The organism is Pseudomonas sp. GW821-FHT10C09 (assembly GCF_059415465.1).
In genome coordinates, this window is sequence record NZ_JBWKNG010000020.1 from 1 (window position 1) to 14,269 (window position 14,269).

Here is a 14,269-nt window from a genome sequence, read left to right on the forward strand (position 1 = left end):
TGGCGTACGGTTACCGGGATAGCGAATTCTTTTTCATGAAGATCAAGAGCGTCTTTCCCGGTAATCCGTGAAGAACCGAAAAAAAGCCCCGACTGTCCGGGGCTTTTTTTGTCAGCGCTATTATTTCGACGCCTCGACCACACCGCTCTGACGGTGCTTGAGGTTCTTGTCCGATTTGTACTGCAAGGCAACGGATGGCACTTCTGCGCCCTTGCCGGTTTCGACCCAGTTGCGGATACGGGTGGCGTCGGCAAAGTGGGTGTACTTGCCGTAAGCGTCAAGGATGACCAGCGCAACCTGGCGATTACCCATGCTGGTCACCAGCACCAGGCAGTGGCCCGCTTCGTTGGTGAAGCCGGTTTTCGTCAGCTGGATGTCCCAGTCCGGTTTGCGCACCAAATGGTCGGTATTGCGGAAACCCAAGCTGTAGTTGGGTTTACGGAACGACACGGTTTTTTCCTTGGTGGTACTCAGCTCGGTCAGCAGCGGGTACTTGTGTGCAGCCACCAGCAGTTTGCTCAAGTCGCGGGCGGTGGACACGTTACGCGGGGACAGGCCGGTCGGCTCGACGAAGTGGGTGTTAACCATGCCCAGCGCCTTGGCCTTGGCGTTCATCGCAGCGATGAATGCCGCATAGCCGCCCGGATAGTGGTGGGCCAGGCTCGCGGCTGCGCGGTTTTCCGAAGACATCAGGGCAATCAGCAGCATTTCCTTGCGGGGCATTTCGCTGTTGAGTTTGACTCGGGAGAACACGCCCTTCATTTCCGGGGTGTCGCTGATGTTGATGTTGATGTACTCGTCCATGTTCTGACGGGCTTCAACAATGACCAGGCCGGTCATCAGTTTGCTGACAGACGCAATCGGCACCACCACGTCAGGATTGCTGGCGTAGATGATTTTGTTGGTCTGCATATCCATGACTAACGAGCTGCCCGACGCAAGTTTGAGATGTTGCGCGTCTCGAGGCGCAGCGGTGGTATCGCCAGCGCTGGCGATTGGCGTGATGAAAGTCCCTGTAACTGCAAAAAATAGGCTCAGGATGGAATGACGGATTTTCACGCTGGCAGACTCATTATGTGTTGATACGCCGTTTTGTAACGGGCTATTTCGTAAAAGCGCGACATTCTGGAGTATGGCTGAATAACTGTCGATGGTTGTTCAAGTAACAGGCGAAAGTCCTGTGAAACATGAAAAAAATGTCATTTTCAGGCGGGTGGCAGGGCTTTTTCTTCGGGCAAAAAGAACCCCGCCATGGGGCGGGGTCTTTTGAATCGCTCTTTACGTCTGCTGTGAAACTCAGCTGTGCAGGGTTTCTGCCGCGTACAGCGTGTTTTCCAGCAGGCAGGCACGGGTCATCGGGCCAACGCCGCCCGGCACCGGAGTGATCCAGCCAGCGCGGGGCAGGGCGGTTTCATAAATCACGTCGCCGACCAGTTTGCCGTCTTCCTGGCGGTTGATCCCGACGTCGATCACGATCGCGCCTTCCTTGATCCACTCACCCTTGACCAGGCCTGGTTTGCCAGCGGCCACCACCACCAGATCGGCACGGCCGACATGGCCGGCCAGGTCCTTGGTGAAACGGTGAGTGACGGTCACAGTGCAACCGGCCAGCAACAATTCCATCGCCATCGGGCGGCCGACAATGTTGGACGCCCCGACAATTACTGCATCCATCCCGTAAAGATCGGCACCGGTGCTTTCCAGCAGGGTCATGATGCCTTTAGGGGTGCAGGGGCGCAGCAGCGGAATACGCTGGGCCAGACGACCGACGTTATAAGGATGGAAACCGTCGACGTCTTTGTCCGGACGAATGCGCTCCAGCAATTTGGAGGCGTCCAGATGTTCAGGTAGAGGGAGCTGAAGCAGAACGCCGTCGATTGCCGGGTCGTCGTTCAGACGATCGATCAGGTCGGTCAGCGCTTCTTGAGTGGTTTCGGAAGGCAGGTCATAGGCTTGGGAGATAAAGCCGACCTCTTCACAGTCTTTACGCTTGTGCGAGACATAAACCTGAGAGGCGGGATCGCTGCCGACCAGGATCACCGCGAGGCCGGGTGTACGCAAGCCTTGCTCGCGACGTTCGGCAACTCGTTTGGCGATCTGCTGGCGCAGGCTGGCGGCGATCGATTTGCCGTCGATTAGTTGTGCAGTCATTGCGCGTGATTAACCATCGAGAGGGGAAAAAAAGAGAACGCATTCTCGCATGTCATGAGGTGAGGGCAAAGGCGCTTGGTCTGCAAATTCCCCTAACTCCTTTAATTAAATGAATTTTTTTTAAAAAGGATTTGACGACCCTCAGGGGGCTCTATACTATTCGTCGCACTTGTCGGGCACAGCCTAGCACTGGTTAAGAAGGTCAAGCGTGACTGCGGTTTCGCAAGACTGGAAAGCACTTAGTTTGTAGTCCTCCAAGAGTACAAATTACAAGGCGCCCGTAGCTCAGCTGGATAGAGCATCCGCCTTCTAAGCGGATGGTCGCAGGTTCGAGTCCTGCCGGGTGCGCCATTTAGGCAGCTTTGGCACAAGTAGCGCAATATGGTGGGCGTAGCTCAGTTGGTAGAGCACGGGATTGTGACTCCCGTTGTCGAGGGTTCGATCCCCTTCGTCCACCCCATATTTCGAAAGGCGCCAGATTAACAGTCTGGCGCCTTTGCTTTAACAGCTTCAACCCGCGGATGTGGTGGAATTGGTAGACACACTGGATTTAGGTTCCAGCGCCGCGAGGCGTAAGAGTTCGAGTCTCTTCATCCGCACCAAATAAAGCTTCACTCATGCCGATTGGCTTGGTTGGGGTCAGCAGGGAAGTTGTTTACTTCTTTGTCACGCAATATGGTGGGCGTAGCTCAGTTGGTAGAGCACGGGATTGTGACTCCCGTTGTCGAGGGTTCGATCCCCTTCGTCCACCCCATATTTCGAAAGGCGCCAGATTTAACAGTCTGGCGCCTTTTTTGTTTTGGCGGGTTCAGCGACTGCAGGTTCTGGGTCGCAGGGGCAGGGCGTTTCGTCGTATTTGTTGCTCGATGATGCCGCGCTGCCCGCCGGCCTTGTTCGCAAGATCGGCTGTCAGGGAGATGATTGGCAATCTCTTCTATATATAGAAGGGTTGGCGCAGGGCCCTGGCGTGATCGGTTGTGTTTGCCATTGGAGCGAGGTGTATTCGTGCATTCGCTCCTATAAATTGCCTGCTGCGTTTTTACCCGTTTTCAGTAGGGTGACTTCTTGAGTTTGACCCACTAGAATGCATGCCCTTGATTCTGGGGTCGGAAACGGCCGGCTAACGTCTGTGCAACGAGGAATATCCATGCAAGTTTCTGTTGAAAATACTTCTGCTCTTGAGCGCCGCATGAGCATCACCGTGCCGGCTGAGCGCATCGAGACTCAGGTCAACAAGCGTCTGCAGCAGACCGCCCAAAAGGCCAAGATTGCTGGCTTCCGTCCAGGCAAAGTGCCAATGAGCGAAATCAAGCGCCGTTTCGGTGCTGATGCGCGTCAAGAAGCCGTGGGCGATGTAATCCAGTCTTCTTTCTACGAAGCTGTTGTTGAGCAAAAGCTGAACCCGGCTGGCGCACCTTCGATCGAGCCTAAGTCGATAGAAGCGGGCAAGGACCTGGAATACGTCGCTATTTTCGAAGTGTTCCCTGAGTTCACCGTTGCCGGTTTCGACGGTATCACCGTAGAGCGCCTGAGCGCTGACGTGGCTGATGCCGATCTGGACAAAATGCTGGACATCCTGCGCAAGCAGAACACCCGTTTCGAAGTGGCCGATCGCGCTGCCCAGAACGAAGACCAGCTGAACATCGATTTCGTCGGCAAGGTTGACGGTGAAGTGTTCGCTGGCGGTTCCGCCAAGGGTACTCAGCTGGTGCTGGGTTCCGGCCGCATGATCCCTGGCTTCGAAGACGGTCTGGTTGGCGCTAAAGCCGGCGAAGAGCGTGTTCTGAACCTGACTTTCCCAGAGGACTACCAGAACCTCGACCTGGCCGGCAAGACTGCCGAGTTCACCGTCACCGTGAACACTGTTTCCGAGCCAAAACTGCCAGAGCTGAACGAAGAATTCTTCGCTCAATTCGGCATCAAGGAAACAGGCATTGAAGGCTTCCGCACCGAAGTTCGCAAGAACATGGAGCGCGAACTGCGTCAGGCGATCAAATCCAAGGTCAAGAATCAGGTAATGGACGGTCTGCTGGCCACCAACCCGATCGAAGTGCCTAAGGCTCTGCTGTCCAACGAAGTTGACCGTCTGCGCGTGCAGGCTGTTCAGCAGTTCGGTGGCAACATCAAGCCTGACCAACTGCCGGCCGAGCTGTTCGAAGAACAAGCCAAGCGCCGCGTTGTACTGGGTCTGATCGTGGCTGAAGTGGTCAAGCAATTCGACCTCAAGCCTGACGAAACCCGCGTTCGCGAAATGATTCAGGAAATGGCCTCGGCCTACCAAGAGCCTGAGCAGGTTGTGTCTTGGTACTACAAGAACGACCAGCAACTGAACGAAGTTCGTTCGGTTGTGCTGGAAGAACAAGTTGTGGATACTGTTCTGCAGAAAGCTAGCGTGACCGACAAATCGGTCTCTTACGAAGAAGCAGTCAAGCCGGTAGAAGCTCCACAAGCCGACTGATCGTTTTTGCGGTAAGAAGCACACACCATAAGCCAGCCTTCGTGCTGGCTTATGCGTATTCAAGACATAACTATTTGGGAGTGACTGCAGAGCATGTTCCGTAATTCGTATATTCAGCAGAACTCTGATATCCAGGCCGCAGGCGGCCTGGTCCCGATGGTTGTCGAGCAGTCTGCTCGTGGCGAGCGCGCCTATGACATCTACTCGCGCCTTCTCAAGGAACGAGTGATCTTTCTGGTTGGTCCGGTAGAGGACTACATGGCCAACCTGATCTGTGCGCAATTGCTGTTCCTTGAAGCGGAAAACCCGGACAAGGACATCCATCTCTACATCAACTCGCCGGGCGGTTCGGTGACTGCGGGCATGTCGATCTACGACACCATGCAGTTCATCAAGCCAAACGTGTCGACCACCTGTATCGGTCAAGCGTGCAGCATGGGCGCGTTCCTGCTCACCGCCGGTGCGCAGGGCAAGCGTTACTGCCTGCCGAACTCACGTGTGATGATTCACCAGCCACTGGGCGGTTTCCAGGGCCAGGCTTCGGATATCGAAATCCATGCCAAGGAAATCCTCTTCATTCGTGAGCGTCTGAACACGCTGATGGCCAAGCACAGCGGGCGCACTCTTGAAGAAATCGAGCGTGACACCAACCGCGATAATTTCATGAGTGCAGAAGCTGCGCGTGATTACGGGTTGATCGATGAAGTGATCAGCCAGCGCCCCGCTTAAAATAAGCAGCTCAAAATAAGGTTGGTCGGCGGGTCCGATCACCTGCGGGCTTGAAAAAGCCCGCAATAGCCTTCATCTTGTGTTGCAAGCCTATCGGATTTGGATCGAACGAATGACTGACACCCGCAACGGCGAGGACAACGGCAAGCTGCTCTATTGCTCCTTCTGTGGCAAAAGCCAGCATGAAGTACGCAAATTGATTGCCGGCCCCTCGGTCTTTATCTGCGACGAGTGCGTCGACCTGTGCAATGACATCATCCGAGAGGAGGTGCAGGAAGCCCAGGCCGAAAGCAGCGCGCATAAATTGCCTTCGCCTAAAGAAATCAGCGGCATCCTTGATCAGTACGTGATTGGTCAGGAGCGTGCGAAAAAGGTTCTGGCCGTAGCGGTGTACAACCACTACAAGCGTCTGAACCAGCGTGACAAAAAGAATGACGACGTCGAACTCGGCAAGAGCAACATCCTGCTGATCGGCCCGACAGGCTCGGGTAAAACCCTGCTTGCTGAAACACTGGCTCGTTTGCTGAACGTTCCGTTCACCATCGCCGACGCAACCACCCTCACCGAGGCGGGTTACGTGGGTGAAGATGTCGAGAACATCATTCAGAAGCTGCTGCAGAAGTGCGATTACGACGTAGAAAAAGCCCAGATGGGCATTGTCTACATCGACGAAATCGACAAGATTTCGCGCAAGTCTGACAACCCGTCGATCACCCGGGACGTTTCCGGTGAAGGCGTGCAGCAGGCCTTGCTCAAGTTGATCGAAGGCACGGTCGCTTCCGTTCCACCTCAAGGTGGTCGCAAGCATCCGCAGCAGGAATTCCTTCAGGTCGACACCCGTAACATCCTGTTCATCTGCGGTGGTGCGTTCTCCGGTCTGGAAAAGGTTATTCAAAACCGTTCCACGAAAGGCGGCATCGGTTTCAACGCGGAAGTGCGCAGCAAGGAAGAAGGCAAGAAAGTCGGTGAATCCCTGCGTGAAGTCGAGCCTGACGATCTGGTCAAGTTCGGTCTGATCCCGGAATTCGTCGGTCGTCTGCCGGTACTTGCCACGCTGGACGAGCTTGATGAGGCTGCGTTGATGCAGATTCTCACCGAGCCGAAAAATGCTCTGACCAAGCAGTACGCCAAGTTGTTCGAGATGGAAGGCGTGGACCTGGAATTCCGGGCCGACGCACTGAAATCGGTCGCCAAACGTGCCCTGGAACGCAAGACCGGTGCCCGTGGACTGCGTTCGATTCTCGAAGGTGTATTGCTCGACACTATGTATGAAATCCCCTCGCAATCCGAGGTGAGTAAAGTAGTGATCGACGAAAGCGTTATAGAAGGCAAGTCCAAGCCACTGTATATCTACGAAAACAGTGAGCCTGCTGCCAAGGCCGCGCCAGACGCTTAAGCGTCACGCAGCTGGTACAAAGAAGGGGCCTTCGGGCCCCTTTGCTATTACTGCGTTTTATCACTGTCTTTGCGCTTGTTTTTTTTGAAGGCAGCCCCCATCTTGGTTTCAAGCTTACTTCCATCTGTTTCCGGCCTTATGGCCGCCGTAGAGGCGAAATCATGAAGACAACCATCGAATTGCCTCTCCTGCCATTGCGTGATGTTGTGGTTTATCCGCACATGGTTATCCCGCTGTTCGTGGGGCGCGAGAAATCCATCGAAGCCCTCGAGGCTGCGATGACGGGCGACAAGCAGATCCTTCTGCTGGCTCAGAGAAACCCTGCTGACGATGATCCCGGTGAAGATGCACTTTATCGCGTAGGTACGATTGCGACCGTTCTGCAGTTGCTCAAGCTGCCTGACGGCACTGTAAAGGTTCTGGTCGAAGGCGAGCAGCGGGGCGCCGTGGAGCGCTTCAGCGAAGTGGACGGCCACTGCCGTGCCGAAGTCTCGTTGATCGACGAAGTCGACGCACCAGAGCGCGAGTCGGAAGTATTCGTGCGCAGCCTGCTGGCTCAGTTCGAACAATATGTGCAGCTGGGCAAGAAAGTCCCGGCTGAAGTCCTGTCGTCGCTCAACAGCATCGACGAGCCAGGCCGCCTGGTCGACACCATGGCCGCGCACATGGCCCTGAAGATCGAGCAGAAGCAGGAAATCCTCGAAATCATCGATTTGTCGGCCCGGGTCGAGCACGTCCTGGCGTTGCTGGATGCCGAGATCGACCTGCTGCAAGTCGAAAAACGCATTCGCGGTCGCGTCAAAAAACAAATGGAGCGCAGTCAGCGCGAGTACTACCTGAATGAGCAGATGAAGGCCATTCAGAAGGAGCTCGGCGACAGCGACGAAGGCCACAACGAAATCGAAGAGCTGAAAAAGCGCATCGATGCCGCCGGCCTGCCAAAAGACGCCTTGGCCAAAGCCCAGGGTGAGCTGAACAAGCTGAAACAAATGTCGCCGATGTCCGCGGAAGCGACCGTGGTGCGTTCGTACATCGACTGGCTGGTTCAGGTGCCGTGGAAGGCCCAGAGCAAAGTGCGTCTGGACCTTGCGCGCGCCGAAGACATTCTCGATGCAGACCACTACGGTCTGGAAGAAGTCAAAGAGCGGATCCTCGAATACCTCGCCGTGCAAAAGCGCGTGAAGAAAATTCGTGGCCCGGTGTTGTGCCTGGTCGGTCCTCCTGGCGTGGGTAAAACCTCGCTGGCAGAGTCGATTGCCCATGCCACCAACCGCAAATTCGTGCGCATGGCCCTCGGTGGCGTGCGTGACGAAGCCGAAATCCGTGGTCATCGCCGTACTTACATCGGTTCGATGCCAGGAAGATTGATTCAAAAGATGACAAAGGTGGGCGTTCGCAACCCGCTGTTCCTGCTCGATGAAATCGACAAGATGGGCAGCGACATGCGCGGCGATCCGGCGTCGGCGTTGCTGGAAGTGCTCGATCCCGAGCAGAACCACAACTTCAACGATCACTACCTGGAAGTCGACTACGACCTGTCCGATGTGATGTTCCTGTGCACCTCGAACTCCATGAACATCCCGCCAGCATTGCTGGACCGGATGGAAGTGATTCGCCTGCCGGGCTACACCGAAGACGAGAAGATCAACATCGCTGTCAAATACCTCTCGCCGAAGCAGATCACTGCCAACGGCCTGAAGAAAGGCGAGCTGGAATTCGACGCCGAAGCGATCCGCGACATCATCCGCTACTACACCCGCGAAGCCGGTGTGCGTGGGCTGGAGCGCCAGATTGCCAAGGTCTGCCGCAAGGCAGTCAAAGAGCATGCGATGGAAAAACGCTTCTCGGTGAAGGTCACTGCCGAGATGCTCGAACACTTCCTGGGCGTGCGTAAATTCCGTTACGGCCTGGCTGAATCGCAAGATCAGATCGGTCAGGTGACCGGCTTGGCGTGGACGCAAGTGGGCGGCGAATTGCTGACCATCGAAGCCGCGGTAGTACCGGGCAAGGGCCAGTTGATCAAGACCGGCTCCCTGGGCGATGTGATGGTCGAATCGATCACTGCAGCACTGACCGTTGTCCGCAGCCGAGCGAAGAGCCTGGGGATCCCTCTGGACTTCCACGAGAAGCGCGACACGCATATCCACATGCCGGAAGGGGCGACCCCTAAGGACGGCCCTAGCGCCGGTGTGGGCATGTGCACGGCCCTGGTGTCGGCACTGACCGGGATTCCGGTGCGCGCAGACGTCGCGATGACGGGTGAAATTACCCTGCGTGGTCAAGTGCTCGCCATTGGCGGCTTGAAGGAAAAACTGCTCGCTGCTCACCGTGGCGGGATCAAGACAGTGATCATTCCTGAAGAGAACGTACGCGATCTGAAGGAAATTCCTGACAATATCAAGCAAGATCTGCAGATTAAACCGGTTAAATGGATTGACGAGGTCCTGCAAATTGCGCTGCAATACGCGCCGGAGCCCCTGCCTGATGTGGCTCCAGAGATAGTTGCAAAGGATGAAAAACGCGAGTCTGACTCTAAGGAAAGAATTAGCACGCATTAGTAGCATTTGGCCGGGTGGCTTCCTTGACAGCTTTTTAGAGCCCTTGTTATAAAGCGGCTCTTAAGTGTCTGTAGGCCATTCAGCACTCGTTTTTGTTTTCACCAAAAAAACTTAGAATCATACTCAAATAGATATAAGGGGACTTAGAGTGAACAAGTCGGAACTGATTGATGCTATCGCCGTATCTGCGGACATCTCCAAAGCCAGCGCTGGTAAAGCCCTGGATGCAGTAATCGAATCCGTCACTGGCGCTCTCAAGGCTGGCGACTCCGTTGTTCTGGTTGGTTTCGGTACTTTCTCCGTAACTGATCGTCCAGCTCGCATCGGTCGTAACCCACAGACTGGTAAGACTCTGGAAATCGCAGCAGCCAAAAAACCAGGTTTCAAAGCCGGTAAAGCACTGAAAGAAGCTGTCAACTAAGTTCGATTCAGGTTTTTGCCTATCCGGGTCGGGGTCATGCCTGACCTGGCAGCGGAGCGGTAGTCCAGTCGGCAAGTTGCCGGTCCGAGACACCGAGGGTCGCATGTTCGAACCCTCGGTCCGCTCCGCCAGTTACGAGAAGGCGCATCCCCGGATGCGCCTTTCTTCTATCCGGATTCTACCCACGCTCCACGGTTGCCTAATTTTTGAAGTTCAACCGTTTCTGGGGGACGCATGCTGCAGAATATCAGGGACAATTCACAAGGCTGGATTGCCAAGACCATTATCGGGGTCATCGTTGCACTGATGGCTTTGACCGGTTTCGATGCCATTTTCAAGGCCACTACGCACAGCAATGATGCGGCCAAGGTCAATGGCGAAGAAATCAGCCAGAACGAGCTGAGCCAGGCGGTTGACATGCAACGCCGTCAGCTCATGCAACAGCTGGGCAAGGATTTCGATGCTTCCTTGCTCGATGAAAAAATGCTGCGCGAATCGGCCCTCAAAGGCTTGATCGATCGCAAATTGCTGCTGCAAGGCGCACAGAACTCGAAGTTCGCTTTCTCCGAAGCTGCCCTGGACCAAGTGATCCTGCAGACGCCTGAATTCCAGGTCGACGGCAAGTTCAGCCCGGAGCGTTTCGACCAGGTGATCCGTCAACTCGGCTACAGCCGTATGCAGTTCCGCCAGATGCTGGCTCAGGAAATGCTGATCGGTCAGCTGCGCGCTGGCCTGGCCGGTAGCGGTTTTGTCACTGACGCTCAGGTACTGGCCTTCGCCCGTCTGGAAAAACAGACCCGCGATTTCGCTTCCCTGAACGTCAAGGTTGACCCGGCAGCTGTGAAGCTGACCGACGAAGAAGTCAAAGCCTACTACGACGAACACGCCAAGGAATTCATGACGCCGGATCAGGTGGTCATCGACTATCTGGAATTGAAGAAGGCTTCCTTCTTTGATCAGGTCGCCGTCAAGGACGAAGACCTGCAAGCGGCGTATCAGAAAGAAACCGCGAACCTGTCCGAACAGCGTCGGGCCGCGCACATTCTGATCGAAGTGAACGACAAGGTGACCGAGGCGCAAGCCAAGGCCAAGATCGAAGACGTGCAGGCGCGCCTGGCCAAAGGCGAGAAATTCGAGGCCCTGGCCAAAGAGTTCTCCCAAGACCCGGGTTCGGCCAACAATGGCGGTGACCTTGGTTACGCAGGTCCTGGCGTCTACGACCCGGCCTTCGAAAAAGCCCTGTATTCGCTGGCCAAGGATCAAGTCTCCGAGCCGGTTCGTAGCGACTTCGGTTTCCACCTGATCAAGCTGTTAGGTGTGGAAGCACCTGAAGTGCCGACGTTTGCCAGCCTGAAAGACAAGCTGACCCGCGAGCTGAAAACCCAGCAAGTCGAGCAGCGTTTTGTCGAGGCGACCAAGCAATTGGAAGACGCCTCGTTCGAAGCGTCCGATCTGGCCCAGCCGGCGCAGGACCTGAAACTGACCGTTCACACCTCCAAGCCATTCGGTCGTGAAGGTGGTGAAGGCATTGCAGCCAATCGCGCAGTGGTGACCGCTGCGTTCAGTCCTGAAGTGCTGGATGAGGGTGCCAACAGCACCGCCATCGAACTCGATCCGGAAACCGTGATCGTGTTGCGCGCCAAGGAACACCTGAAACCAGCACAGCTGCCGCTGGAAGCCGTAAACACGGCCATCCGCGCGCAATTGGCCAAGGAGCACGCCAGCGCTGCCGCCAAGACCAAGGCTGAACAGCTGATTGCCAGCCTGCGCGACGGCAAGACTCCGCTGGACAAGGCAATCGACGGCCAAAGCTGGAAAGTGACCGAAGCGGCTACCCGCGCTCAGGAAGGGGTTGACCCAACTGTGTTGCAGGCGCTGTTCCGGATGCCCAAGCCTGTGGCCAAGGACAAGCCGACCTTCAGCAACGTGACCCTGGCCGATGGAAGCCTGGTGATCGTGCGTCTGAACAACGTGAACGAAGCGGCCGCGCCGACCGAAGAAGAGAAGGCTCAATACCGCCGCTTCCTCGCCTCGCGCCTTGGCCAGCAAGACTTCGCGGCTTACCGCAAGCAGCTGGAAAGCGAAGCGGACATCAAGCGTTATTAATGCCTGATTGAGCGTCTCGCTACACAAAAACCCTGGCCGAAAGGCCGGGGTTTTTTATGCCTGAAGGGAAAGTGGAACGGTTATCCGTCGCCGGAGGCGGCTGTGGAGCGACCTTTTCCCGTCAATGGGAGTCTTTACACTTGTATCTGTTTTAAGACACTAATCGATGCTCCGCTAAGCATCGTTCTGTTGCACAATACGCCCCGGACCGTTTTCCTCAGGATGTTCAATGTTTAAATCAATTCCCATGCGTCTCGTCGGGTTGGCACTGGTGCTCGCTGCTGCTGCCGGCTGCTCCTCCAAGAAAGCCGCGATCTATGAGCATGAGAACTTCTCCGACTCCGGCACCTTTTCGCGCAACTACCCGGTGAGTGATGCGCAGACCTGCGAAGCCGCCCGCCGTGCCTTGCTCAGCCAGGGTTACATCATTACCAGCAGCGATCCCAAGCTGATCAGCGGACACAAGAGTTTCCAGCAGACCGGCGACACGCACATGGAGATCAGCTTCAGTGTGGTCTGCGCCGATGACGGCAGCGAAGGGCACCATGCAACCATGTTCGCCAACGCGTTGCAGGACCGCTATGCGCTGAAGAAAACCAACAACTCCGCCAGCCTGGGTGTCGGTGTGTTGGGCTCGGTGTCGATGCCGATCGGCTCGTCCGACGACTCGATGGTCAAGGTCGCCAGCGAAACCGTTTCGTCGGCCAAGTTCTACGAGCGTTTTTTCACCCTGGTCGAATTGTTCCTGCCACCGGAAGCGAAGAAAGCCGCGCACATCGTCGAGAAGCCGAAGACCGACCTGGGTGTGCCTGAAGCCAAAGCGGCGCCTGCAGCACTGGCACCGACTCCTGCGGAGCCGACGCCATCCCCTGCACCGGCTGCTGAGCCTGCACCGGCGCCAACGGCCTCCGAACCGGTTACACCGCCGGCTGAAACCGCTCCAATTACCCCGGCACAAAACAGCGAGCCGGCACCGACTACAGAAGCGGTCACGCCGCCACCCCAGTCGGACCTGCCGCCACCCAGCGAACCGATTCCGGCCATGCCCGTCTCTGGTCAGTAAGCGTTTATCCACGGGATCGGGTCAGACGACACCGATCCCGTAGGCGCTTGACGTTGATCTGCGTCAGCCGGGCCGTAGTCCTACAGCCTGTATCGAAAAAAACCTGTGATAAATTCCTGACCGCCTGCTACGTTTTATTGAGTAGCCGCTGAGCGGTGCACCTGCGTCATTTTTCTTTCATGGGGGCACTTTATGCTCAAGGCGTTGGTCATTTATTCAGGCATTTTTTAAACGAGCGCTGGGGGATTCAAAAATGGACGATTATCAAGAAGAGCTGCTCGAGTACCAAGCGTTTGAACTGGACCCGCTGGAACCCGCCGAAGACGCTACCGAGCTGTAAGCGTCAAGCGGATTGGCGATGGCTGCGGCGAAACTCGCCGGGTGTCTGGCCATTCCAGCGTTTGAAAGCCCGTTGGAAGGCTTCAGCTGAAGCGAAACCCAACAGGTAGGCGATTTCTCCGAACGCCAGTTCGGTATCGCGGATGTAGGTCATGGCCAGGTCGCGACGGGTGTCGTTGAGAATCGCGCGAAATTGCGTGCCCTCTTCGGCCAGTTTGCGGCGCAAGGTCCAGGTGGGCAGCTTCAGGCGTGTCGCCACTTCTTCCAGGTCGGGTTCCCGGCCACCATTGAGCAACGGTCCCAGTAACTGAGTGATGCGTTCACGCAGGCTACGGGTGCGTGTCAGCTGTTCCAGTTCCCGTTCACAAAGTTGCAGCAAATGCCGCCAGGTGCTCGGACAGTGTTCCGGGTTGCGTTGAGCGAGGCTGGCCAGGCTCAGGCGCAGTTGATTGTGCTCGGCAGCAAACTGGATGGGGCAATCACCCAACAGGGCATAGACCTCACGGTAGTCCGGCGCGTCGAATTCGATCTCGATGCGCTCTGCGCGCAGCGGGGCAGGGCTGATGCTCGACAACTGGTGCAACCAGCCGGCGATGATCGAATCCACCACAAAGCGGTTGTAGGCGTTGTAGGGGCTGATCGAATAGAAGCGCAGCCATGCGCCCTGAGCGTCTTCATGAAAGCTCGACTGACCGCGATAGTTGGAGCCGTACAAGGCTTCGAAGCGAATCAGGCAGCGTGCGGCTTCCCGAACCGTCGGTGCCTGCGCGGCGGTCACGCCGGCCAGTCCGGCCTGGCTCAGGCGACTGAGCTGGCCCATGCGCAAACCCAACGCGGGGTCGTCCGTCAGTTGAATCGCCCCATGGCCCAAACGCATATAGCGCGGGATCGACAGCCGGGCGCCGGGCTCCGCCAACCGGGCCGCATCCAGCCCGTATTGATCGAGCAACGGTTGCGGGTCGACACCGTGGCTGTGTACGGCATCGGCCAGGCTATGGACGAAACCCACCGATAAATCCCCGAGGCGCATCGGTAGCGGTTTCATGGG

10 protein-coding genes and 4 tRNA genes are annotated in these 14,269 nt (G+C 56.5%); 11 read left to right on the forward strand and 3 right to left on the reverse strand.

Annotated features, from left to right (window positions below):
* Positions 1-120: 120 nt before the first annotated feature.
* Positions 121-1,059 (reverse strand): D-alanyl-D-alanine endopeptidase, encoded by a 939-nt coding sequence (pbpG, locus tag AC07N8_RS20710; RefSeq protein ID WP_483842692.1) that lies wholly within the window; start codon positions 1,057-1,059, stop codon positions 121-123.
* A gap of 237 nt (positions 1,060-1,296) precedes the next feature.
* Positions 1,297-2,151, reverse strand: coding sequence for a bifunctional methylenetetrahydrofolate dehydrogenase/methenyltetrahydrofolate cyclohydrolase FolD (folD, locus tag AC07N8_RS20715; protein ID WP_027925381.1), 855 nt, complete (start codon positions 2,149-2,151; stop codon positions 1,297-1,299).
* A 274-nt stretch (positions 2,152-2,425) separates the two neighbouring features.
* On the opposite strand from folD, the gene AC07N8_RS20720 reads away from it, so the two are divergent.
* The 11 genes from AC07N8_RS20720 (at position 2,426) to AC07N8_RS20770 (ending at position 12,882) form a co-directional block, all read left to right on the forward strand.
* A tRNA-Arg gene (locus AC07N8_RS20720) sits at positions 2,426-2,502 on the forward strand.
* A 33-nt stretch (positions 2,503-2,535) separates the two neighbouring features.
* Positions 2,536-2,611: transfer RNA gene (locus AC07N8_RS20725), tRNA-His, on the forward strand.
* Between the two features lie 57 nt (positions 2,612-2,668).
* Positions 2,669-2,753: transfer RNA gene (locus tag AC07N8_RS20730), tRNA-Leu, on the forward strand.
* A 76-nt stretch (positions 2,754-2,829) separates the two neighbouring features.
* Positions 2,830-2,905, forward strand: a tRNA-His gene (locus AC07N8_RS20735).
* A gap of 393 nt (positions 2,906-3,298) precedes the next feature.
* Positions 3,299-4,609 (forward strand): trigger factor, encoded by a 1,311-nt coding sequence (tig, locus tag AC07N8_RS20740; RefSeq protein WP_483842693.1) that lies wholly within the window; start codon positions 3,299-3,301, stop codon positions 4,607-4,609.
* A 93-nt stretch (positions 4,610-4,702) separates the two neighbouring features.
* On the forward strand, positions 4,703-5,338 hold the full coding sequence (gene clpP / locus AC07N8_RS20745; protein WP_027926070.1) for an ATP-dependent Clp endopeptidase proteolytic subunit ClpP: 636 nt from the start codon (positions 4,703-4,705) through the stop codon (positions 5,336-5,338).
* Positions 5,339-5,450: 112 nt separating this feature from the next.
* Positions 5,451-6,734, forward strand: a complete 1,284-nt coding sequence (gene clpX / locus AC07N8_RS20750; protein WP_007946893.1) for an ATP-dependent Clp protease ATP-binding subunit ClpX — start codon at positions 5,451-5,453, stop codon at positions 6,732-6,734.
* Between the two features lie 161 nt (positions 6,735-6,895).
* Positions 6,896-9,292: an endopeptidase La gene (lon, locus tag AC07N8_RS20755; protein WP_027926069.1), complete on the forward strand. Its 2,397-nt coding sequence runs from the start codon at positions 6,896-6,898 to the stop codon at positions 9,290-9,292.
* A 148-nt stretch (positions 9,293-9,440) separates the two neighbouring features.
* The gene (locus tag AC07N8_RS20760; protein ID WP_027926068.1) at positions 9,441-9,713 is read left to right on the forward strand and encodes an HU family DNA-binding protein; all 273 of its coding nucleotides are present in this window, start codon (positions 9,441-9,443) and stop codon (positions 9,711-9,713) included.
* Positions 9,714-9,947: 234 nt separating this feature from the next.
* Entirely contained in the window at positions 9,948-11,819 is a 1,872-nt protein-coding gene (locus AC07N8_RS20765) for a SurA N-terminal domain-containing protein (RefSeq protein ID WP_493145300.1), read from the forward strand.
* A 229-nt stretch (positions 11,820-12,048) separates the two neighbouring features.
* The gene (locus AC07N8_RS20770; protein ID WP_493145302.1) at positions 12,049-12,882 is read left to right on the forward strand and encodes a DUF2242 domain-containing protein; all 834 of its coding nucleotides are present in this window, start codon (positions 12,049-12,051) and stop codon (positions 12,880-12,882) included.
* Between the two features lie 343 nt (positions 12,883-13,225).
* On the opposite strand, the gene AC07N8_RS20775 is transcribed toward AC07N8_RS20770, so the two are convergent.
* Positions 13,226-14,266: an AraC family transcriptional regulator gene (locus AC07N8_RS20775; protein ID WP_493145304.1), complete on the reverse strand. Its 1,041-nt coding sequence runs from the start codon at positions 14,264-14,266 to the stop codon at positions 13,226-13,228.
* Positions 14,267-14,269 lie beyond the last annotated feature (3 nt).

What these genes read in the sequence shown, in the direction of transcription:
- AC07N8_RS20770 (WP_493145302.1), top strand. Translation starts at nt 12,049, where the DNA reads ATGTTTAAATCAATTCCCATGCGTCTCGTCGGGTTGGCACTGGTGCTC.
- folD (WP_027925381.1), bottom strand. Translation starts at nt 2,151, where the DNA reads ATGACTGCACAACTAATCGACGGCAAATCGATCGCCGCCAGCCTGCGC.
- tig (WP_483842693.1), top strand. Translation starts at nt 3,299, where the DNA reads ATGCAAGTTTCTGTTGAAAATACTTCTGCTCTTGAGCGCCGCATGAGC.
- lon (WP_027926069.1), top strand. Translation starts at nt 6,896, where the DNA reads ATGAAGACAACCATCGAATTGCCTCTCCTGCCATTGCGTGATGTTGTG.
- clpX (WP_007946893.1), top strand. Translation starts at nt 5,451, where the DNA reads ATGACTGACACCCGCAACGGCGAGGACAACGGCAAGCTGCTCTATTGC.
- clpP (WP_027926070.1), top strand. Translation starts at nt 4,703, where the DNA reads ATGTTCCGTAATTCGTATATTCAGCAGAACTCTGATATCCAGGCCGCA.
- AC07N8_RS20775 (WP_493145304.1), bottom strand. Translation starts at nt 14,266, where the DNA reads ATGAAACCGCTACCGATGCGCCTCGGGGATTTATCGGTGGGTTTCGTC.
- AC07N8_RS20765 (WP_493145300.1), top strand. Translation starts at nt 9,948, where the DNA reads ATGCTGCAGAATATCAGGGACAATTCACAAGGCTGGATTGCCAAGACC.